The 19,711-nt window shown below is 58.2% G+C and carries 20 protein-coding genes; 14 read left to right on the plus strand and 6 right to left on the minus strand.

Features of this window, described 5'->3' with window-relative positions; all coding sequences use genetic code 11:
• Positions 1 to 13 precede the first annotated feature (13 nt).
• Positions 14 to 685 carry a helix-turn-helix domain-containing protein gene (locus QE408_RS04110; RefSeq protein ID WP_306928777.1) on the minus strand — a complete coding sequence of 224 codons (672 nt, stop codon included), beginning with the start codon at positions 683 to 685 and terminating at the stop codon, positions 14 to 16.
• Positions 686 to 822: 137 nt separating this feature from the next.
• Here QE408_RS04110 and QE408_RS04115 point away from each other — a divergent pair, with 137 nt between their 5' ends.
• Positions 823 to 1,128: a hypothetical protein gene (locus QE408_RS04115; protein WP_306928778.1), complete on the plus strand. Its 306-nt coding sequence runs from the start codon at positions 823 to 825 to the stop codon at positions 1,126 to 1,128.
• Between the two features lie 296 nt (positions 1,129 to 1,424).
• On the opposite strand, the gene QE408_RS04120 is transcribed toward QE408_RS04115, so the two are convergent.
• The 5 genes from QE408_RS04120 to QE408_RS04140 form a co-directional block, all read right to left on the minus strand.
• Complete coding sequence (locus QE408_RS04120) at positions 1,425 to 2,513, minus strand: ABC transporter ATP-binding protein (protein WP_306928779.1); 1,089 nt, start codon at positions 2,511 to 2,513, stop codon at positions 1,425 to 1,427.
• On the minus strand, positions 2,510 to 4,078 hold the full coding sequence (locus tag QE408_RS04125) for an ABC transporter permease (protein WP_306930185.1): 1,569 nt from the start codon (positions 4,076 to 4,078) through the stop codon (positions 2,510 to 2,512). The genes QE408_RS04120 and QE408_RS04125 overlap by 4 nt, the downstream gene beginning before the upstream one ends.
• 70 nt (positions 4,079 to 4,148) lie before the next feature.
• Positions 4,149 to 5,150, minus strand: a complete 1,002-nt coding sequence (locus tag QE408_RS04130; RefSeq protein ID WP_306928781.1) for an iron ABC transporter substrate-binding protein — start codon at positions 5,148 to 5,150, stop codon at positions 4,149 to 4,151.
• Positions 5,151 to 5,330: 180 nt separating this feature from the next.
• Positions 5,331 to 6,002 carry a response regulator gene (locus tag QE408_RS04135; RefSeq protein WP_306928783.1) on the minus strand — a complete coding sequence of 224 codons (672 nt, stop codon included), beginning with the start codon at positions 6,000 to 6,002 and terminating at the stop codon, positions 5,331 to 5,333.
• Positions 5,999 to 7,201, minus strand: a complete 1,203-nt coding sequence (locus tag QE408_RS04140) for a sensor histidine kinase (protein WP_306928785.1) — start codon at positions 7,199 to 7,201, stop codon at positions 5,999 to 6,001. The genes QE408_RS04135 and QE408_RS04140 overlap by 4 nt, the downstream gene beginning before the upstream one ends.
• Before the next feature lie 1,014 nt (positions 7,202 to 8,215).
• Between QE408_RS04140 and QE408_RS04145 the strand changes: the two genes are divergently transcribed.
• The 13 genes from QE408_RS04145 to QE408_RS04205 all read left to right on the plus strand — a co-directional run bounded on the left by QE408_RS04145 (position 8,216) and on the right by QE408_RS04205 (position 19,707).
• Entirely contained in the window at positions 8,216 to 9,154 is a 939-nt protein-coding gene (locus QE408_RS04145) for an ABC transporter substrate-binding protein (RefSeq protein WP_306928787.1), read from the plus strand.
• Position 9,155: 1 nt separating this feature from the next.
• The gene (locus QE408_RS04150; protein WP_306928789.1) at positions 9,156 to 9,944 is read left to right on the plus strand and encodes an ABC transporter ATP-binding protein; all 789 of its coding nucleotides are present in this window, start codon (positions 9,156 to 9,158) and stop codon (positions 9,942 to 9,944) included.
• Entirely contained in the window at positions 9,941 to 10,771 is an 831-nt protein-coding gene (locus tag QE408_RS04155) for an ABC transporter permease (RefSeq protein WP_306928791.1), read from the plus strand. Before QE408_RS04150 ends, QE408_RS04155 begins: the two co-directional genes overlap by 4 nt.
• A gap of 167 nt (positions 10,772 to 10,938) precedes the next feature.
• Entirely contained in the window at positions 10,939 to 11,967 is a 1,029-nt protein-coding gene (locus QE408_RS04160) for a ketopantoate reductase family protein (protein WP_306928793.1), read from the plus strand.
• Positions 11,939 to 12,694 (plus strand): class II aldolase/adducin family protein, encoded by a 756-nt coding sequence (locus QE408_RS04165; RefSeq protein WP_306928794.1) that lies wholly within the window; start codon positions 11,939 to 11,941, stop codon positions 12,692 to 12,694. Before QE408_RS04160 ends, QE408_RS04165 begins: the two co-directional genes overlap by 29 nt.
• 173 nt (positions 12,695 to 12,867) lie before the next feature.
• Positions 12,868 to 14,064: an amidase gene (locus QE408_RS04170; RefSeq protein WP_306928796.1), complete on the plus strand. Its 1,197-nt coding sequence runs from the start codon at positions 12,868 to 12,870 to the stop codon at positions 14,062 to 14,064.
• Complete coding sequence (locus QE408_RS04175) at positions 14,064 to 15,209, plus strand: acyl-CoA dehydrogenase family protein (protein WP_306928797.1); 1,146 nt, start codon at positions 14,064 to 14,066, stop codon at positions 15,207 to 15,209. The genes QE408_RS04170 and QE408_RS04175 overlap by 1 nt, the downstream gene beginning before the upstream one ends.
• Positions 15,210 to 15,237: 28 nt before the next feature.
• Positions 15,238 to 15,594, plus strand: a complete 357-nt coding sequence (locus tag QE408_RS04180) for a hypothetical protein (protein WP_306928799.1) — start codon at positions 15,238 to 15,240, stop codon at positions 15,592 to 15,594.
• Positions 15,591 to 16,154 carry a nuclear transport factor 2 family protein gene (locus QE408_RS04185; RefSeq protein WP_306928801.1) on the plus strand — a complete coding sequence of 188 codons (564 nt, stop codon included), beginning with the start codon at positions 15,591 to 15,593 and terminating at the stop codon, positions 16,152 to 16,154. The genes QE408_RS04180 and QE408_RS04185 overlap by 4 nt, the downstream gene beginning before the upstream one ends.
• Positions 16,154 to 17,419, plus strand: coding sequence for an aromatic ring-hydroxylating oxygenase subunit alpha (locus tag QE408_RS04190; protein WP_306928802.1), 1,266 nt, complete (start codon positions 16,154 to 16,156; stop codon positions 17,417 to 17,419). The genes QE408_RS04185 and QE408_RS04190 overlap by 1 nt, the downstream gene beginning before the upstream one ends.
• Positions 17,416 to 17,913, plus strand: a complete 498-nt coding sequence (locus QE408_RS04195; protein ID WP_306928803.1) for an aromatic-ring-hydroxylating dioxygenase subunit beta — start codon at positions 17,416 to 17,418, stop codon at positions 17,911 to 17,913. The genes QE408_RS04190 and QE408_RS04195 overlap by 4 nt, the downstream gene beginning before the upstream one ends.
• Before the next feature lie 14 nt (positions 17,914 to 17,927).
• Positions 17,928 to 18,689, plus strand: coding sequence for an SDR family NAD(P)-dependent oxidoreductase (locus QE408_RS04200; protein WP_306928805.1), 762 nt, complete (start codon positions 17,928 to 17,930; stop codon positions 18,687 to 18,689).
• Between the two features lie 43 nt (positions 18,690 to 18,732).
• On the plus strand, positions 18,733 to 19,707 hold the full coding sequence (locus tag QE408_RS04205) for a PDR/VanB family oxidoreductase (protein ID WP_306928807.1): 975 nt from the start codon (positions 18,733 to 18,735) through the stop codon (positions 19,705 to 19,707).
• The last annotated feature ends 4 nt before the right edge of the window (positions 19,708 to 19,711 follow it).

A 19,711-nucleotide genomic window follows, 5' to 3' on the forward strand; every position in this document is an offset into this window, starting at 1 on the left:
CTCGCAGCATCTTTCACGGCTTTCTTGTCGCCACTTGTGTCCTGTTGATCACGATGTGGCGCGGGCCATGCAGTGAGATCACTCCATGTTCCTGCAAGTCGGTGAAGGCTCTGCAGACTGTCTCGGCAGAGATACCAAGCATGTCAGCAATGTCGTAGCGCGTGATTGGTAATGAGAGACTGTCCTCATCACTTGCTGAAAGCCTATGATGAAAGTAGGTTAAGAATTCCCTGACCTTTTCCTTTGCGGTCATGGTGCTGATCACCAACAGATGCTCCTGCATGCGTTCCAGCGCTTCGAAAACGTGCCGGTTGATTTCGACGGCAGTCTCCTTGTCTTCCTTCGCTAGAGCCTCCACGCGCTGGCGAGGGTAGCAGGCGACCAATGTTTCGTCCGCTACGGCCTGAACGGCAAATCTATGATGAAGCCGCGATGTAAAACCGAAAAGATCTCCCGGCACGAAAATGTCGACAAGCCGTCGGCGCCCGTCGGCGCTTATCAGATACTTGCGGGCAGAGCCTGACACAATACGGTACCAAGTCTCGCTGCGCTCTTCCTGTCGATAGATTTCCTGCTCGCGATGGAAGCGACGGAGATGTGCAAGAGAGCGGAGTTGCGCTGGCTCAGGCATCGGCACTTCAGCCAAGCCTCGTGGATCGATTGAAGTTTCGGACAAGTCAACCATAGCGGGCCCTCCTCGCCAACTCACGTGAGCGTCAAAGGAGCATTGGCCAGACCCGTCCAGATTAGAATTCGTGGAGTCCACGTATGGTAGAATCACGCAAAGAACCGTGACTGAGTCCGCTTTGCCCAGCATTTGCGTTGCCTGGCAACGTCGCGAATTGCATCGATGTCGTATGCCTTGTCGGCAAGGAACGTTGCGACGGGCCGGAAGTTGCTCAGCAGCCTTTCGGCAATAGGTGCATCGGCAGCCTGACCGACCCTGAGTTCCCGCTAAACCGGCCTGCCGTCTACATCGACAAGAGCATGGGCATTGTCGTCAAGCCGCGGCGGGAACGTCCCGTGCAAGGGCCAGCAGATCCAATCCTTTTATGCGTTGGCACCCTGTTGGTGAACGTGGACACAAGAACTGTCGATCATCGCGAGATCCCCATCGTCACGCTTTGAGACAGCGTCCAGAAGACGATCCCAAACACCCGTATTACGCCTAATTGTTCGCCAGCAGCGGGGCAATGACAGCTCTTTCTTCGTCGCTCAATTCGTAACGGCGCATGACACTCTATCTTCCAGAACATGGGGGCACGAATGAGGGAGATGTCTTCTCCACTAACGCCTCGGTCTAAGGCGTTCCGACCATCGGAAGACAATGAAGACCTCTATCGAAACAAAACATCACATTTTGCTTCCGCTGCTACACTGGTTGCTTGATCCCAGGCATCGATAGAGGCTGAGCCATTGGCCCCTCATTCCACTCCGGTGTCGCTACATGGTAGCCCGTCATGGTTCGGAAAGACATGTGCTGGGCCTGTTACAGTTAGCGTTACGGCGTCGCCCTCCGATAAGATCGTACGGTTTGGGATGCGCAAACGCATTGCGAATGGCTCTCGGCTGCCGACCGTTATAGACACATCTGAAGTAGCGCCATTGAACTCGATGTTCGTGGCCGTTCCGTGCACGCTGTTGTTTGCGCCAGCATGACCGTTTCGCACGGTGACATCAATTTGTTCGGCCCGCACCATGATCCGCGCGTCTCCCGACCGTGTCGGACCGCCAACCGGGATATTGCCCAACGCGCATTGCGCCCAACCATCTGTGATCGTTGCCTGCAGAACAATAGCCTCACCTAGAAACCGCGCCGTTTTGACATCGATCGGTCGCGAATATACCTCACGGGGCGATCCCACCTGGGCAAACCGACCGCCCTCCATAACAGCCACCTGATCAGCGAAAGCCAGTGCCTCGGCCTGATCGTGGGTGACGAGGATAGTCGTAATGCCAGCCGCCGCCAGCACTTGAGCGACTGCGCGCCGTGTTGTCACGCGCAAGCTCGTATCGAGCGCGGAAAACGGTTCATCCAAAAGTATCAGTCGCGGCTTTCGCGCCAATGCCCTCGCCAACGCAACGCGTTGCTGCTGGCCACCTGAGAGCTGATCGGGCTTGCGGATGAGCATTGACCGCTCCAGCCCGACCATATCGATAAGCTCCAAGATCAGCGCCTCGCGTCCGGGCATGTGGCGCTCAAGTCCAAAGCCAATGTTCTCGCTCACCGATAAATGCGGGAACAAATTTCCGTCCTGGGCGACAAGACCGATACCACGCTTATGTGCTGGGACTTGAACATGCCTGTCCGCGAGCAGACCGCCATCAAAGACTATGCTGCCGTCATCCGGCACGTCAAAACCGGCGATCATTCTGAGCAAGGTGGTCTTGCCGCAACCCGAGGGCCCGACGATTGCGGTCCGCGTTCCCATCTCGACATGCAGATCGACACCGTCCAACGCCGCAACGCTTCCAAAAGATTTGCGCAGGTCTTTTATCTCGATCAATGTCATCGTCCTGAGATTTTTCTTGATTGGTGATGCAGAAGCCACGTCATAGGCAGCGAAAACAGCACCATCAGCACTGCATAAGGCGCCGCCGCTGCATAATCTATCTCACTGGTCAGTGCCCAAAATGCCATCGCCAGCGTGCGTGTACCGTTAGGCGCAAGCATTTGCGTCGCTGTCAGTTCGTTGAGGATTCCGAGCGAAGCAAGCGCCATGCCCGCTGCCGCTCCAGGGGCGGCAAGCCTGACGGTTGTGGACCATAAGGCGCGAAATGGCGAGCGCCCGAGACTCGCTGCCGCCTGTTCTAGTTCGACCGGCACTTGCGCAATGCTTGTTCTGAGACTCACCAAAGCACGTGGCAAAAACATAATGATATAGGCGATCGCGATGGTCGCCACCGTTTGGTAAAGTGGCAAAGCCACACGCACGGTGACCGTAACAAGCGCAAGCGCGACGACAACACCCGGCATAGCGCTCGAAAGATAATAACAGCTTTCCAAGAAACGGCTCGCCCGCGTTGGTCGGCGAACGGATAGCCAGGCGATCGGCAACGCAGCGACTGTGGTAGCCAGTCCCCCCACCACACAAATGCCGAGAGTTTGGGTAAGAGCCAACCCGATTTCGTTCCCCTGCCAGATCGCCGTGCCGCCAGCCAGAAGCCACCGTCCCAACGTCCACGCCGGAATGCCAAGTGCGAACACCGCAGTGATGGCGGGCAAAAGCAGGACCGGATAACGCCAACGTCCAAGTCGCTTCACCCCGGCGTGCCGGGCCACCCCTGAGCCAAGCCGTGCGTATCGTCTGCGACCGCGCAGTAGTGCTTCTAACCCTAGCAAGGCGAAACAGCAAAGGACGAGAACAACCGCCAGCATATTGGCCGCAACACCGTTATAGGTGGACTGGAATTGCTCAACGATGGCGGTGGTGAATGTGTCGAAACGGATCATGGCAAAAAGCCCGTACTCGGCCAAGAGATGCAACGCAATCAGCAGTCCGCCACCGCACAAAGCAAGCCGCAACTGGGGCAAAACCACGCGAAAAAATACGGCAACAGGGGAAAATCCGAGAGCCGACGCCTGATCTTCCAATGCTGGATCCAACAGCCGAAAAGCGGCAGATACCGGCAGATAAAGAAAGGGAAAATACGCCACGACCGAGATCGCGATGCCGGCCTGCAGACCGTGCAGGCCGGGCCACAGGCCAATCCACGCATAGGAGTGTACGAAAGCAGGCACCGCGAGGGGCGTGATGGACAACCATGCCCAAAACCGCCGGGCGGGCATATCACTGCGTTCTGTCAGCCATGCCAATGCGACCGCCAGAACGCTACACAGGGGTACGGTGAAGACGATCAAGAGAATGGTGTTGAGAAGAAGTTCGCCGACGCGGGGCCGCCAAATGAGTCGAGAAGCAGTCTCCATTCCCGTCTGGATCGTCGCCCACATCACGAAACCGAGCGGCACGAGGGAAAGCAAGGCCATAACGGTAGCGCTCGCAAGAACCCACGAAGGGGCACCGAGGATACGCCTGCGTCGGGGGACGGCGAGCCCGCTAGGTGAAATGACAACCATCATGCGTCCAGGAAATGGCGAGACACCGCAGGCAAAGCCTGCGGTGCTCCAAAGTTGCAACCTTAAAAGCTTAAAGAATGCCAGCCGCGGTCAACATGTCGGTGACTTTGGCATTGTTGAGTTGGGATGGCTCCACTTTCGGCGCATCGAGGTCCGCGAGCGGCACCAGCGCCTTGTTTGAGGCTTCACCCTTGCCAACGGCATATTCAAACGAGGTGCCGTCACGCAGAACCTGCTGGCCACCTTTGCCGCTCACCCACTTGAGGAAGGCCTGCGCCTGTTCCTTATGCTTCGACGCTGCAAGCACACCGCCACCGGAAATGCTGACGAACGCGCCGGGATCCTTATGTTTGAAATAATGCAGTGCGACGTTCTTGCTGTTCTCACCAGTTTTCGCCTGATCACCGAAGTAATAATAGTGATAGATCACCGCGCCTGGAATCTCGCCCGCATTAACAGCCTTCATCGCCGTCGAATTGCCCTTATAGGCAGTGAAGTTCGTCTTCATGCCCTTCAGCCACTCCGCAGTTTCTGTTTCGCCCTTCAGCTGAAGCAACGCGCCGACAATAGCTTGGAAATCCGCTCCGGATGGCGATGCCGCCCAGCGGCCCTTCCACTCGGGCTTTGCAAGATCGAGCATAGATTTCGGCAACTGGTCTTCGGTAAGCTTGGTTTTGTCATAGGCAAAAACTGTGGAGCGTGCTGCGATACCGATCCAGTGGCCATTCGCAGGGCGGAATTCAGCAGGGACCTGCTCTAGCGTCGCCTGATCCACCGGTTCGAATAGAGACTTGCTATCGACGAGCGCCATTGCCGGGGAATTTTCGGTGAGGAACACATCTGCTGGCGAATTCGCGCCTTCCTGAACGATCTGGTTTGCAAACTCCATGTCGCTGCCCTTGCGAACGGTCACAGGAATACCCGTCTCCTTCGTGAAGGCATCGGCCCACTCCTTGGTGAGACCTTCATGCTGCGCGTTGTAAATGACGATACCGTCCTCAGCTGCGACAGGTCCAACAAAACCTGCTGCGGTCAGCAAGGCGGCAATAGCGATAGAAGTGCCGAATCTCATGTCTATCCCATTCTTCTGTTTGGCGGCCAGTTTGAAGCCTGCCCCGGGTTCCAGTTTTTGAATACCGTCGAACACTCTGCACGACGAAAACTATTCACTAAAACTCCACTTATATCGCCTGAGAATGGATATCCATGCGGACTAAAGTCCGTATTGCGAGGCAACCGCTGTTCGCGTCGCTCAATCTTTCGAGTGCGCGTCCCGCCAATATTTAGCGGCTTCCGTGCGGTTGCGCGCATGGAGCTTGCGCAGGACACGCGTCATGACATGCTTGATGGATTTCTCCTGCAAATTCAACAGGCGAGCCACCTCCTTGTTACTGTTGCCATCCGCCACCAAAACGAGAATCTGCTCCTCCCTTGCGGTGAGGTCGGACATTGCATGCCGGTCGTGTGTTTCGTGTCTGGATGGCGTTTTTACTCTGTCGCCGTCGAAAGACCTCGACATCCGGGAAGCCAAGGGTGGAGAGACATATGTCTTGCCCTCGAACACGTCCCTCATGATCCTTACCAATTCCGATGACTCGACGCCCTTAAGCACATAGGCGCGCGCGCCTGCCTCAATTGCTTCGACAATATCCCCCTGCTGTTCCGACGCGGTCAGGACGACGATAATGGCTTCCGCATCCTCGGCAAGGATGGCGGAGATTGCCGCGTGTCCACCGCCGGGCATGGAGAGATCGAGCAGAACGATGTCGGGCCTGTGTCGGATAAAGAGCAATAGGGCTTCGTCGGAGCTGGCGCCCTCCGCGACGATTGTCATTCCGGGCTCGTCCTCAAGACTGCGGACCAATCCCATTCGAAAAATGGGGTGATCGTCGATGATGACAATGTTCAACTTGCTTTCGCTCATCGCTTCTCCCGCATCTTCAGCCTCATATGGACCGACGCCCCACCTTCCGGCTGCATGTGGACCTCCATAGTACCACCGAGGCTTGCGACGCGCTCCCTTAGACCCACGAGTCCGAGCCCAACTGTGGAAGCGTCGGGAGAAAAACCGATGCCGTCATCCTTGACCGTAATCGCCGTATAACCGTCCTTCTGGCGCGTTATGACATCGACGCGAGAGGCTTGGGCATGCCGTGCGGCGTTGCTCAATGTTTCCTGAAGGAAACGGTATATGCAGATCTTCTCCGCAACCGATTGGACACCGATGCGGGCCAAATCGGCATTGATGTGGCTTCCCGAATAGAACTCGTGAGATTGGATTGCGCGCTTCACGACCTCGTCTGCGGAGAGCTCCTCCAGCTCCGGCAAACGCAAGCCTCGGCAAATGTTTCTGATCTCTTGTAATGCGTCGGCGACTGCCCGCTGGATCAGATTGTGATCATCCTCCCGGGCTTTCCCCTGCTCGGTCGCTTTCAGCCGCATGGTGGCAAAGCCAAGCATCTGCGCAGGCCCGTCATGGAGCTCGGCTGAAATGCGGCGCAGGTAACGCTCATTCAGCGCGGCGGCATTTTGCGATGCAGCGTCAATGTGCTGCCGCAAAGCAATGTTTGCGGTCACCATATTGGCAAGCTCTTCCACCTGATCGTCCAAGGCACGCTTCTGGCGTTCGATTTGCACGCTGCCGCGTGCGACAATACCGTAAAGAAGCATGAGCATGCAGATCGTCACAGCAGCCACGACAAGCCAACTTTGGAAGAGAACCTTTTGAAGTTCAGCAAGGATGTCGGCGGAGAATTCGTAAAGTTCCGCCACCCCTATGATCTTGCCCGTTCCAGTCTCATGGATCGGGCTGTAAACTTCGATCAATGGATACCCGCTTTTCCGCTCCAGCGAATGTTCCTGCCCGCTTAACGTGGTGAAGGATGCATCCACCTGCCCTGCCAAGGCTGCCTTCAGCCCTTGTCCAGGGGCAAAATGCTGACCGATCAAATTTGGATCGCTGCTGAAAACGACTGTCCCGTCAGGCCGCCAGATTTTGAACGAAAAGAGTTCCTTTGCCAAAGGCCCCTTCTGGATCATGTCGAGAAGACGGCGCTGCGACTGCTCGCTGAGAACACTCGATTGGCCCAACTCCTGTACCAGCGGCGAAACGATGCTGTCCACGAAAAGCGCGGTCTCTCCCGCCCTCTCTTGAACAAGGGCAGTCTCGATGTGGGATGTGACCCATAAGCCAATTGCGAGCATCCCACCCGTAACCACGAGCAATCCCATAATTATAAACTGGCGCGCTAGTGTCAGTTGTGGTGGGAGGTGAAAAGCGATGTTGCGAACATGAAATGTCAAATCTAGTAGGCTTCGCCTCTTAGAAGAAGTTCGCATCGTCTTTTTCCGCGTCTACGAGACTGCCCGCCCCCCGTAAAATAGGAGAAATTGGTAAACATAGGGCGCGGGTACTGTAGGGTGCCGCAAAGCGATGATCAACCGGATCCGTCCATATGGATGGTACAGCGTATTGGGCTACGTTGATTTCAAATCCGCTGGAAGATGGCGGTCGGTGACGGGTGGCCCGATTTTGCGCGAGCGGGAACTGGAATTTTCCGGGTTTATGGGGCAGCTCCACGGGGGCCGATGGGCCGTTCATGATGCCGCACTTCCAAAGTAGTTCCTCGACCAACCGCGCGCTCAGCGGAAAGAAATACAACCACACTGCTTAAGTAATGATCTGCCGTGCGAAACGATGGTTCTTATAGCCAACGATCGATGAATAACGACCAATTAGCCATTACTGTTCACCAACAACGCGACAACGTACTGCTACCATTTGCAAATCGTACTTCATTCTTGAACCCAACCATGCACCAAAAGAATTTGGCAAAACCGCTGAACCGGCCGACCGCGATTCATCGTGCGGCCAGGCATTGACCTCGACAGCCGCGCCCTGGAGGGGCGGCAAATTTTACTCGAAATTCGTCAATCCTCATATTGTCCAAATTGGATATCTTGCGGCTAGAAGATTAAAAAGAGTGCGATACTATTGGTCGCATAAAAAATAATCATATTCATTTTCAAGCCTGCCGGGTCTCACCTCTTCTTGTGATCGGTTTTCCGGCCGAGTGGAAGGTATCGGTTCACGCAGGAGCTATTCGGATTTCTCTCACTCTTATCAGGAGTCGCTTGATGTTTGGCTTTTCCTTCTCTCTTGCCAAAATGACCGCCGTCGTCGCCGTGATAAACCTTTCGATTGCAATGCCGGCGGTCGCCGAGACGATCCGCATAGGGCTGGGCGTCGATCCCGCTCACGGCGAGTATTTCGTTGCGGCCGAGCGTGGACTGTTCAAGAAGGCTGGACTGGATGTGGAGCTTGTGCGGTTCACGCAGGGTGGTGAAGGCGTCGATGCCGCGTTGACAGGGCTCGTCAATATTACCAGCGCTGCCGATATGACCACCATGATCCGCATGGCGCGTGGACCTCTGAAGCCTTTGGCCATCGGCCAGCGATCCATCAATTCCATCAAACTCACCGTGTCATCCAAGGTGCAGTCCATCAACGATATCAAGAAATTCGGAATCGTGGCCGGGTCAGTCAGCGAATACGCCGCACGCGCCGCTCTTAAGAAATTTGGCGTCGACGCTACGGGCGTAACGTTCGTTCGCTCCGGCCCGCCAGAATTGCCAGCGTTGCTGGCGCGTGGTGACATAGACGGTTACTTTGTCTGGGAACCTCTTGCCAGCTTGGGGGTCCAGCAGGGCGGCAAGATTTTGATGACCAGCGTGGACGCTGGCTATCAATCCCATATGTGGATCACTGCCAACGCCGCATGGTACGAGACCCACAAGGACGAGGCAAATCGCTTGGTGGAGGTATTGTCGGAGGCGGCAAAGATCATCGCCGCCGATCCAGAGGCTGCAGCCAAGGATATCAATGCGCAGACACGCCTACCTGTCGACCAAACCGCGACCACGCTGAAAATGTATGACTGGTCCGTCCGGAAATTCACCCCGCAGGACATTGAGGGCTACAAGAATATCGCCACTTTTCTTGCCGAAAACAAAATGACAGACAAGCTACTCGATGTCGCCGCTGCCGTCCCCGTCGATACGTCCGGGACGAAGTGAGATGCACGGCGCCTCAATCCTCATCGAGCACCTCGATATCGACGTACCCGGCCGTAAAATCGTCGCGGACATCAATCTCTCGATAAAGGCCGGTGAATTTATTTGCCTTCTTGGACCCTCCGGCTGCGGCAAGTCGACGATCCTCAATGCGATTGCTGGCTTTATCGACGTCATTGGCCGCCTTGAGGTCGGCGGCAAAAAGGTATCCGGCCCCGGCCCCGACCGCGGCGTCGTCTTTCAGAGCACGGAGGCGCTGTTTCCGTGGCTGACGGTGGAAGAGAATGTCGAGTACGGCCTTCGACTGAAAGGCGTTCCGAAGAGTGACTGTCGCAGGACGGCAGACCGCTTTCTTCGCCTTGTCGGACTATCCCATGCGGCCACGCAGTTCCCCTCACAATTGTCCGGCGGTATGCGCCAGCGGGTGCAGATTGCCCGTGTCCTGGCCAATGAACCGCAGGTCGTTCTGATGGACGAGCCTTTCGGAGCGCTTGATGCGCAGACGCGCGAAGTCTTGCAGCGGGAAGTCCAGCGTATCTGGAACGCGACGAGAACCACATTTGTTTTCGTCACCCACGATATTTCCGAAGCGGTTCTTCTCGCCGACCGGGTCGTAACGATGACCGCAGGCCCGGCAGCCGGCATCAAAAGCATAACGCCCGTCGCACTCGCCCACCCCCGTGACCTGACAGATCCCGAATGCGTGCAACTTCAACGCGACTTGCGCAACACCATAGCCAACGAGGTGGATCGCGCCATGGGCAACGAAACCGCTGGAGAACGGGCTGCATGAGTATCGACAACAGCGCCTCCATTCAGACGCACCGGAGCGGAACCGTTAGCCAAATAGTGCGCCGCCTGCTTCGATCGCTTGTCAGTCGATATGGTGCGTTCGCAGCCTCGATTGCAGGCGGTGTCATCCTCTGGCAGATCGCCAGCACCTTCAGCTCACCACTCTTCCTTCCTTCGCCACTGGCGACGGCGGAAGCGTTGATGTCCCTTTGGAGCGACGGAACGCTGCCGGCCTCGATCGTAGTTTCCGCCAGGCGCATCTTCATAGGCTGGATCACAGGCGTTATCGTCGGTGTGCCAATCGGCATGTTGATGGGGTATTTCAAGGTCATACGCCAGGTTTTCGACCCTTACATCGAGTTTTTCCGCTTCGTGCCGCCCACGGCCTTCGTCACCCTTGCGGTGATATGGCTGGGCCCAGGCGAGGCATCGAAGATCGCGCTGATCTTCTACGCGACCGTCTTTGCCGTAACGATGAACACACTTGCCGGGACGCTTGCGACCTCGGAGCTTCGCCTGCGCGCCGCCGCCTCCCTCGGTGCAGGTCCTCTTGCAACGCTCACGACCATCATCGTCCCCTCAGCCATACCCTACATCTTCACCGGGGCGCGCATCGCCATGGGCAATTCCTTCCTGACCATCATCGTTGCCGAGATCGTGGCCGCGCAGGAGGGCCTCGGTGCCCTGATCTGGAACGCACGCAACTATGCGCGCACGGACTGGGTGTTCGCGGGCATCATCGTCCTGGGGCTGCTCGGTTTTGTATTCGACCGCATTCTGAGGGTGGTAGCGGTCCGGACACTCAAGCGGTACGGCGTTGCGGCCTGACACGCCCTGATCGCTCGCTGTGACGCGACCCGGAAAACAATGGGCGTCAGCCTACCTCGATAAAGAAGGATGGCAATTTCTGCCCATTTTATGATCGAAAATTTTCTTGCCTAAAGAGTACTCAGCAAATTATGGTAATATTCACGCAAAAACGTGGAGGGACCGATATGACACGACCACTCTCCATTGCCATTCACGGCGCAGGCGCCGTCGGGTCAGCGCTCGCCGCGCGCCTAACGGCAGCAGATCTACCGCCAGAGGTGTCGGTAACACTCATCGCCCGAGGCACCCGCTTGGGACAGTTGCGTAAAAACGGGCTTTCGCTGACGGATTTGACGGGGCGGATCGATGTGTTTCCGGCCGCCGTCGCCGAGCGCGCGATCCGACCGGTCGATATCTTATTTCTTTGCGTCAAGGGTCATGCCATCGCCGATGCGCTGACGGAAGACCTGCCATATGTCACGGCAGAAACTGTGGTCATTCCGCTCGTCAATGGTATCCCCTGGTGGTACTTCGCCGACACGGCGCAACCACGCGCCGTATCCGCCGTCGATCCGGACGGGCGGCTGCTGAGCATGCTGGACTCCCGACAGATCCTCGGCTGCGTGGTTTACATGACCGCCGAATTGGACGCCGAGGGAATGGTTACGGCGCATAGCTCGCACCAACTGGTTATCGGGCCGGCCACAGGCCCCATCACGAACACACACAAGCGTGTCGCCACACTCCTTGAATGTGCAGGGGTGAAAACGACGCTAACCCCCACCATTCGGGAATCTATCTGGCAAAAGTTGACACTCAACCTCGCCACCAACCCACTTTCCGCGCTCACCGGCGCGTCGGTTGCCCAGATATCGCAAGATCCAGCCTTAATGAGTGTCGCCCGGGCGATTGCCGATGAAGTGAAGGCGACGGCGCATGCGTGGGGCGCGGAGGTCCCCGGCTACGAAGAGTTTCGTACCAAACTGCGTCTGGCCGGCGATTTTCCGACATCCATGCTTCAGGACGCCCGCGCTGGCAGACCTCTGGAAACCGGCTCGATCTGTCAGGCGCCTCTCGATCTAGCCGCAGAAGCCGGCGTGGCAATGCCACTTACCCGCAATATTGTCCATCTGCTGCGACATGTAGCGCCGGGCTGCCACTCTTCACAGACGTTAGGAGAACCGCATGAACGCCCCCTTTCCCGAATTGCTTAACGGCAAGACCGAAGCCGAACTGCGCGTGCAACTTGCCGACTTCTACCACTTGGTCAGCTATCTCGGCTGGACCGAACTCATCTTCAACCATATTTCGGTCCGGATACCCGGACCGGATCACGTTTACCTCGTCAATCCTTTCGGGCTTCACTATGACGAGGTGACGCCGGACAATCTCGTCAAGGTCGGCGTGGACGGCAAACTCGTTGAGGATAACGGCTATAAGGCCAATCCCGCTGGATTTGCGTTGCATGGCGTGATTCACCAACATCGCCCGGATGTCGGTTGCGTCGCACATACGCACACCACGCCTATATCGGCAATTACGCTGAAGGAAAGCGGCTTCGAACACGACAGTTTCTATGGCGCCCAGCTCTACGGACGCGTCGCCTATCATGCATTCGAGGGCATCACGCTCTACGATGATGAACGGGAACGCATGCTGGCCAGCCTTGGCGATAAAAATGTTCTGGTGCTGCGCAATCACGGCATTGCGGTGGCAGAGGCCGACATTCCCACGACCTTCATGTTGCTCTGGACCGTTCAGCGTGCAGCAGAGATCCAATGCGCAGCCAACGCGCTGCCTGGCGCGAACACATCCCTGCCCCCGGCCATCATGGAAAAATGCGCAACGGACGCGCAGCGTTTGATCGAAAAAGCAAGCTTTGCCCAGTTGCTGTTCGACGCCATGGTCCGAAAGATGAAACGCGACCGTCCGGCGCACTGACGGCATCGCATTTGTCGCGATTTAACCGTGCCGGACGTCTTCGGTGCGACAGGCTCTCTGTGCCGTTGAAAAACTATTTAAGTATCTGAAAATAAACAATAAATTCTAGATTCGAAATTGACTCGGTCCGGATTTACAGTAACATTCACGTAAATTGAAGAAAGCTGGACATCATGCAAGACGCTCCGCGACCATTAGCGACACCCGCCGAAGCAAGCCGCCCGCAGGGCTTCGCCATCACCGTCCCGTTGGATCTCGGTGGGAATGGACCGACAGTTGTGGTGAAGGAATGCATCGCGATTGCCGGCCACCCGACGAGGAGCGGTTCCGAAGCGCTTGCCGGGGCGCCTATTTCCCCCGATCACGCAGCCGTGGTGCTCTCGGTTCTGGAGGCGGGTTGCCGCATTGTCGGACGCGCCAACATGCATGAACTTGCCTTCGGCATGACAGGCGTGAACCGCTACCTCGGCACGCCTGTCAACCCCCGATGGCCGGACAGGATACCCGGCGGATCGTCTTCCGGTTCGGCCGTGGCCGTAGCCGCAGGTCTTTGCGATTTTGCAATCGGCACCGATACAGGAGGCTCGATCCGTCAACCCGCCTGCTGCTGCGGGGTTTACGGCTTCAAACCCACTTTTGGCCGAGTGAGCCGAGCAGGTGCCGAGCCCGCCGAAAGCTCACTCGATTGTATCGGCCCTTTTGCTGCCAATGCAACAATGTTGACCCGCGCCATGAGCGCGATGGACCGCACGTTCACCGCGCAACATCTATCGCGCCCTCCCGTTCTCAAGCGCGTGAGAACGGGCATCGTGGATCCTGCGATAGAAGCCGCGATGGATGTTGCACTCGCTGCCGCCGGACTGACGCCGGAGGAAATTGAACTGGAAGGACTATCCGCCGCCTACGACGCAGCCATTACCGTTATCAATCGCGAAACAGCCAACGCATTCGGCGATCTGGCGCGCAGCACAGCACCGATGGGAGAGGATGTCCGCAACCGAATCCTTAACGCTGCGAAAACGACGGATGAGGCGCTCGCCAACGCAGAAGCCGTGCGGGCCACTTTCACTGCTGCGGTCGATGCAGCGCTGGCTGGGGTCGATGCACTCATATTGCCGGCCATGCCGGTCGTACCGCCGACACTTGCAGAAGCACAGGATCCGGCAGCCGTGCTGCCGCTGACCCGGTTGATCCGGCCATTCAATCTTTCCGGCCATCCGGCGCTTACCGCGCCGCTTCGAACGACGCAGAACCTTCCGGCAGGATTTCAACTCATTGGCGCAAAGGGAATGGACACGCTGCTGTGTGCCATTGCCGAATGGCTTGAGGAGCGCATCGAAGGACGCAACACAGAGAAGGTGATCGAGTGATGGATCAGGTCTCTTCGCCAAATCCTGTTAAACCGGTGACGCTTGCAGCCACGCTCGATGAAATTCGCGCCCGCCGTCACGAATTCGAAGCCCTCGGCCATATCCCGCTCGACATGGTGGAGAAATTGCAGGCAATCGGCTGTTACCGCGCTTTCGTGCCGAAGGAGCTTGGCGGCGACGCCCTGAGCCCTGCCGAGTTTTGTGCCCTCATCGAGACGCTGTCCCAAGCCGACGCCTCCACAGGCTGGGTGGCAAGCTTCGGGGTCTCCGCAACCTATCTCTCCGCCCTTCCGCCGGAGACCTTTCGTGCCATCTATGCCGCCGATCCAGACAGCGTATTTGCCGGGGCTTTGTTTCCTCCGCAGCCTGCCAGGCGCATCGATGGCGGCCTGTCGGTCAGCGGACGGTGGAAATACTGCTCTGGCTGCATGGGCGCCTCGCTCATCGGAGCCGGGGTCACTCTTGCGGACGGTGCGGAGGCGGCCCTCCCACGCATGGCGATCATGCCGCGCGCAGCCGTCCGCATCGAGCAGACCTGGAAAACCACCGGTCTGGCGGGCACCGGCAGCCACGATATCGTCGCTGAAGACGTCCATGTTCCTGAAGACTGGACTTTCGTGCGCGGCGGCCCGTCACGCCAGGACGCGCCCGCATTTCGCTACCCCGCCATGGCGCTCGCGGCCCAGGTGTTGGCCGTCGTTTCCCTTGGCGCGGCGCGTGAAGCACTCGATCATATACGCGCTGATGCCGGCAGAGTGTCGATCACCGGAGGCCCAACGACAGCGGCGCGCCCATGGTTGCAGGCAGACTTTGCCCGCAGCGAGGCGACGCTGAGGGCGTTGCGATCCGTCTTCTACGATACGATCGACGAGGCGTGGCAATGTCTCTTGCGTGGGGACAGCATTGACCGAGACCTGCATACGCGTCTGCGCCTCGTCGCAACCCAGGCCGCGCATGGGGGTGCGGATGTGGCGCGCGCCGCCTTCTACATGGGCGGAACCGGCGCTATCGCCAAGGGTCACATCCTGTCTCGAACCATGATGGATACCGCCGCCGTCGCCCAGCATGCCTTCATGGCTGAAGGCACCTGGACTGCGGCCGGCGCCGCATTGCTGAACCAGCCGACAATGCCGGGCTATCCTTAATCTCCGCCCCTGACCGAGAGGACATCCTATGACCGAAAAGCCGATCCGCACTCTCTTCTGCATCGCCGTGCTCCAGAATTTCTTCGATCTGCCCTCCGCCGATATCGGGGTCGTTTGGAAAGCAACCGGCAAAATGCTGTCGGGCATCGCCAACCTTCCGGGTGTCACCATTCTCGGCACCCTTGACGATGACGAAACCATGGTCGGGACCTCCCCGAACGGCTGGCCATGGACATGCTATATCCTCGCCGACTGTCCGGACCGGGAAACCGTGCGGGCGGCCTGCAATCTCTTCCGGACCATCGAAGTGGGCGAACACCGGCTGTGGAAGTACCTGCGGGTCGAAGCCCGGATGGGCCGCGTTCTGGAGATTCCCGCGCTGTGACGTCTGTTCAGGATGCAATTGCCCGTCGCCTCGGGCTTCTGGAAGCGGAGAGCGCGATCAGGGCCTGCCTGTCCGACTATATGGACATTTGCGACCGCATGGACGAGACGACGGACCTTGCCCCGCTCGGTGCCCTTTTCACCCGCGATGCGGTTTGGATGGGCGGAGGCGGACGCTACGGCAAGGACTTCGGCAGTCACGAAGGGCGCGAGGCGATCATCGCCTGGTTGTCGCGCTTTTGCACGACGCCACCGCACTTTGCCATGAATGCGCATTTCCTCGGCTCAGAGGCAATACGGGTTTTGAGCGACCGCACCGCGACAGGCCGGTGGATGATGTTACAGACGCCGACCTTCGCGAATGGCGAGAGCTACCTGATGGCAGCCCGACTGCAGATCGGTTTTGCCTTTGAGGAGGATCGATGGCGCATGGCGCATTTTCACACGACCAACCTCTATGCCAGACCCGTTTCCTCCTGGGACCAGAACGTGCCTATTCCGAAACCGCTGACCGCCGCCGCTCCCTTCACGGTCGCCGCCACATACAAGGAACCGTCCTGATGCTCGACATTTTGAATACCAGCCCTGACTGGTCCGGACTCGTCAAGCCCGACCACGTCGATACGCCAATGTATGAAGACCCGGCCATTTTCGAGGCCGAGATGGACAAGATATTCAGTCGGACATGGGTCTGGGTGGCCCATATATCCGAAGTGCCCGACAAGGGATCATTCACGCTGAGCTATGTTGGCACCCAGCCCGTCATCGTCAGCCGGGACCGCAAGGGTGACGTCCATGTGATGGTCAATCGGTGTCGGCATCGTGCCGCAACGGTTTGCGAAATCAAACGAGGCAAGACGTCGTCGTTCCAATGCCCCTATCACGGTTGGGGATACGCGCTCGACGGCTCCTTGCGCGGCGTCCCTTACACCGAAGGCTATGCCGACGACTTCGATAAATCCAGCTACGGCCTGAAGAGGTTGAAGGTCGGCATCTATAACGGCATGATCTTCGCGAGTTTCAACATGGATGTCGAACCGCTCGAGGATTTTCTAGGAAACGCCCGAAAATGGATCGATCTTTTCATGAAGCAGGGCGGGGGCTTTCCCGTCAAAGTCAATGGTGAGCATCAATTCCGCTTCCCCGGAAACTGGAAGATCCAGCTCGAGAACACCACGGACGCCTATCACTTTCCGGTGGTGCATAAGTCATTCCTGCAGTCTCTGGACGCGGAAGCGGAAAAGCAGTTCTCATTCCTCGAGGGCGAGGGCTTCGTGGAAGATCTCGGCAACGGCCATTCAGTGATGGTGATGATGCCGGAACTGATCGATCTTGACGAAAACCTCGATGCTCCGATCCCCGAACGTTTCGAAGAGCTGGCCGAGGAGTTGCGCGCCGATTATGACGAAGCGCAAGTCCGCCGGATCGTCCGCGCCGTCGGTGGGACGGGCTTCAACCTCAACCTCTTCCCGAATGCGGCCTGCTCCTTGTCGTTCTTCCGGATCTTGCGCCCTATCTCCGTCAAGGAAACAGCCATCCGCCACATTGCCATCGGCATGGATGGCGGCCCCGAGGCGGGCAACCGCATGAGGTTGCGCATCCATGAACATTTCCAGGGGCCGATGGGTTTCGGCAGCCCCGACGACGCCGAGGTCTGGGAACGCGTCCAGCGCGGCAGTGCGGGGGGGCCTGACCTTCCCGTCATGGTCAACAGGGGCTTGGGCATTGAGAAGCCAAGCGAAAACGGTCTGCCGGTCGGCGATGTCAGCGCCGAGACCGGCATGCGCGGCGCTTACCGCCAGTGGAAAAGGATGATGCAGGGATGAATGAAATGCCAAAGATCGATCAGGTCATTCCCCTGCAGCAGGCGATTGAGTTCCTGTGGGCGGAAGCCGATATTCTTGACAAGCCGGACTATGACCGCTGGCTTCAATTGTGGAACCGCGATGGCCACTACGTCATTCCCATCGATCCGGAGACGGAAGATTTCGCCTCAACGCTCAACGTTGCCTATGACGACGCGCAGATGCGCAAGCTGAGGGTCGAGCGCTTGCAGGGCGGGTTTTCGATATCGGCAGCGCCGCCGGCGAAAACCGTTCGAACTATCTCGCGCTTCGTAGCCGAACAGAATGCGCCGGGGACACTCACCATCCGGTCCGCCTTGCATCTCGTCGAAGACAAGTTCGGACGTCAGCGGGTCTTCGCGGCGAACGTCACCCACCGGCTAGTCGTGACGAATGACGGGCTGAAAATTCGTGACAAAGTCATCCGACTGCTCAACTCCGACGGGGTGCTGACATCCATCAGCTACCTTCTCTGAGCGGAGGCAAGCTCATGACCACACCTTTACCGGATGTCATTCAGACCGCTGTAATTACCGGGGCTGCTTCCGGCGTCGGCGCCGACATCGCCCGCGCGTTGCACACGGCGGGTTTTCGCGTCGTGATCACCGATATCGATATGGAGGCTGCTGGGAAACTTGCTCTCGAACTCGACCTCGCGGGAGAGACAGCCGTTACCGCAACGCTCGATGTCAATGATCCAGCCGCATTCCAGGACGTTCTGGACAAGATCGTGGATCGATGGGGGTCTGCGGAGGTTCTGGTCAACAATGCCAGCGTTACCGTCGCAAAGCCCGTGCTGGAGATTCTGCCGGAGGAGTTCAACGCCGTGCTGGCGACGAACGCCGGAGGCACCTTCGCTGGCAGCCAGGTTTTCGGGCGCCATTTCAAGCTGCGTGGCTATGGCCGCATCATCAACATGGCATCGCTCGCCGGCCAGAATGGCGGCACCGCCACGGGAGCGCATTACGCTGCCTCGAAAGGCGCGATCCTCACCCTGACCAAAGTCTTCGCCCGCGATCTCGCACCCTTCGGCGTCACCGTCAACGCCATCGCACCCGGACCGATGGACACGCCGATGGTCCATCGGCTGATCCCCGAAGACAAGCTTGCCGGTCTGGTTGCGGGCATTCCTGTCGGACGCATCGGTGATCCGAAGTTCGTTGCCGAACTTGTGGCGTTATTGGCCGGGCCATCGGCCGCCTTCGTCAACGGCGCATGCTGGGACGTCAATGGCGGGCTTTTCATGCGATGAGACAGTTGCACCAAGATGACATTGACCATGACAGGAGAGGCCAGTGGCCAACGCCCCCTTTCAACTGAAGATCACCGACCGGCATGACGACCGCGGCAATATCATGCGGCTGACCCTGGCAGCGGCCGACGGTTCGCCGTTACCGCCCTTCGATGCTGGATCGCATCTCGACCTTCGCATTCAGGATAGCGCACAGGGCATCGACCTCTGGCGTCAATACTCGCTCTGTGGCGATCCTTCAGAGCACGGCGTCTATCGGCTTGGAATTCTGAACGACCCGGCGAGCCGAGGCGGCTCGCAGGCGCTACACCGGATCGCCCGGCCAGGCCTCGTACTGGAGGCTAGCCATCCCCGCAATCATTTTCCGCTTGCACCTGATGCGCGTCGCTCCATCCTGATCGGCGGCGGCATCGGCGTCACGCCGATGATCGCGATGGCCTGGACTCTTGAAGCCAAAGGATCCGATTTCATTCTTCACTACTGCACAAGAGATCCGGAACGCACAGCCTTCCTTTCCGACTTGCAAGGCTGGAGTTTTGCCTCGAAAATCAGATGCCATCACGACAATGGCCCTGATACGCAACGCTTCGATGTGCTTCGCGACATCCCGGAACCGGATGGCGGGACGCATATCTATGTCTGCGGCCCGCAAGGCTTCATGGATATGGTGATTGACGCGGCACAGAATGCCGGCCATGCGAACGAAAACATCCACCGCGAATATTTCAGCGCCGATATCGACACCAGTGGTGGTGCCTTCGAGGTGGTTGCGCAGACCTCCGGCGTCACGGTCGAGGTCGGCGCGGACGAAACCATTGTCAAAGCCCTTGCCCGGGTGGGGGTGAAGGTGGAGGTCAAGTGCGAAGAAGGGATCTGCGGCACCTGCCTCACCGACATTATCGAGGGGCTTCCCGACCATCGCGACGCTTTTCTGACGGAGGATGAGCGGCAGGACGGAACGGTGATGATGCTGTGCTGCTCACGGGCGAAGACGTCACGTCTCGTACTGGATATCTGAGGTG

This window comes from Agrobacterium larrymoorei, assembly GCF_030819275.1.
GTDB lineage: Bacteria > Pseudomonadota > Alphaproteobacteria > Rhizobiales > Rhizobiaceae > Agrobacterium > Agrobacterium larrymoorei_B.

Coding starts and splice junctions, on each gene's coding strand:
- QE408_RS04110 (WP_306928777.1), bottom strand. CDS start 685: ATGGTTGACTTGTCCGAAACTTCAATCGATCCACGAGGCTTGGCTGAA.
- QE408_RS04120 (WP_306928779.1), bottom strand. CDS start 2,513: ATGACATTGATCGAGATAAAAGACCTGCGCAAATCTTTTGGAAGCGTT.
- QE408_RS04125 (WP_306930185.1), bottom strand. CDS start 4,078: ATGGTTGTCATTTCACCTAGCGGGCTCGCCGTCCCCCGACGCAGGCGT.
- QE408_RS04130 (WP_306928781.1), bottom strand. CDS start 5,150: ATGAGATTCGGCACTTCTATCGCTATTGCCGCCTTGCTGACCGCAGCA.
- QE408_RS04135 (WP_306928783.1), bottom strand. CDS start 6,002: ATGAGCGAAAGCAAGTTGAACATTGTCATCATCGACGATCACCCCATT.
- QE408_RS04145 (WP_306928787.1), top strand. CDS start 8,216: ATGTTTGGCTTTTCCTTCTCTCTTGCCAAAATGACCGCCGTCGTCGCC.
- QE408_RS04150 (WP_306928789.1), top strand. CDS start 9,156: ATGCACGGCGCCTCAATCCTCATCGAGCACCTCGATATCGACGTACCC.
- QE408_RS04155 (WP_306928791.1), top strand. CDS start 9,941: ATGAGTATCGACAACAGCGCCTCCATTCAGACGCACCGGAGCGGAACC.
- QE408_RS04160 (WP_306928793.1), top strand. CDS start 10,939: ATGACACGACCACTCTCCATTGCCATTCACGGCGCAGGCGCCGTCGGG.
- QE408_RS04165 (WP_306928794.1), top strand. CDS start 11,939: ATGAACGCCCCCTTTCCCGAATTGCTTAACGGCAAGACCGAAGCCGAA.
- QE408_RS04170 (WP_306928796.1), top strand. CDS start 12,868: ATGCAAGACGCTCCGCGACCATTAGCGACACCCGCCGAAGCAAGCCGC.
- QE408_RS04175 (WP_306928797.1), top strand. CDS start 14,064: ATGGATCAGGTCTCTTCGCCAAATCCTGTTAAACCGGTGACGCTTGCA.
- QE408_RS04180 (WP_306928799.1), top strand. CDS start 15,238: ATGACCGAAAAGCCGATCCGCACTCTCTTCTGCATCGCCGTGCTCCAG.
- QE408_RS04190 (WP_306928802.1), top strand. CDS start 16,154: ATGCTCGACATTTTGAATACCAGCCCTGACTGGTCCGGACTCGTCAAG.
- QE408_RS04195 (WP_306928803.1), top strand. CDS start 17,416: ATGAATGAAATGCCAAAGATCGATCAGGTCATTCCCCTGCAGCAGGCG.
- QE408_RS04200 (WP_306928805.1), top strand. CDS start 17,928: ATGACCACACCTTTACCGGATGTCATTCAGACCGCTGTAATTACCGGG.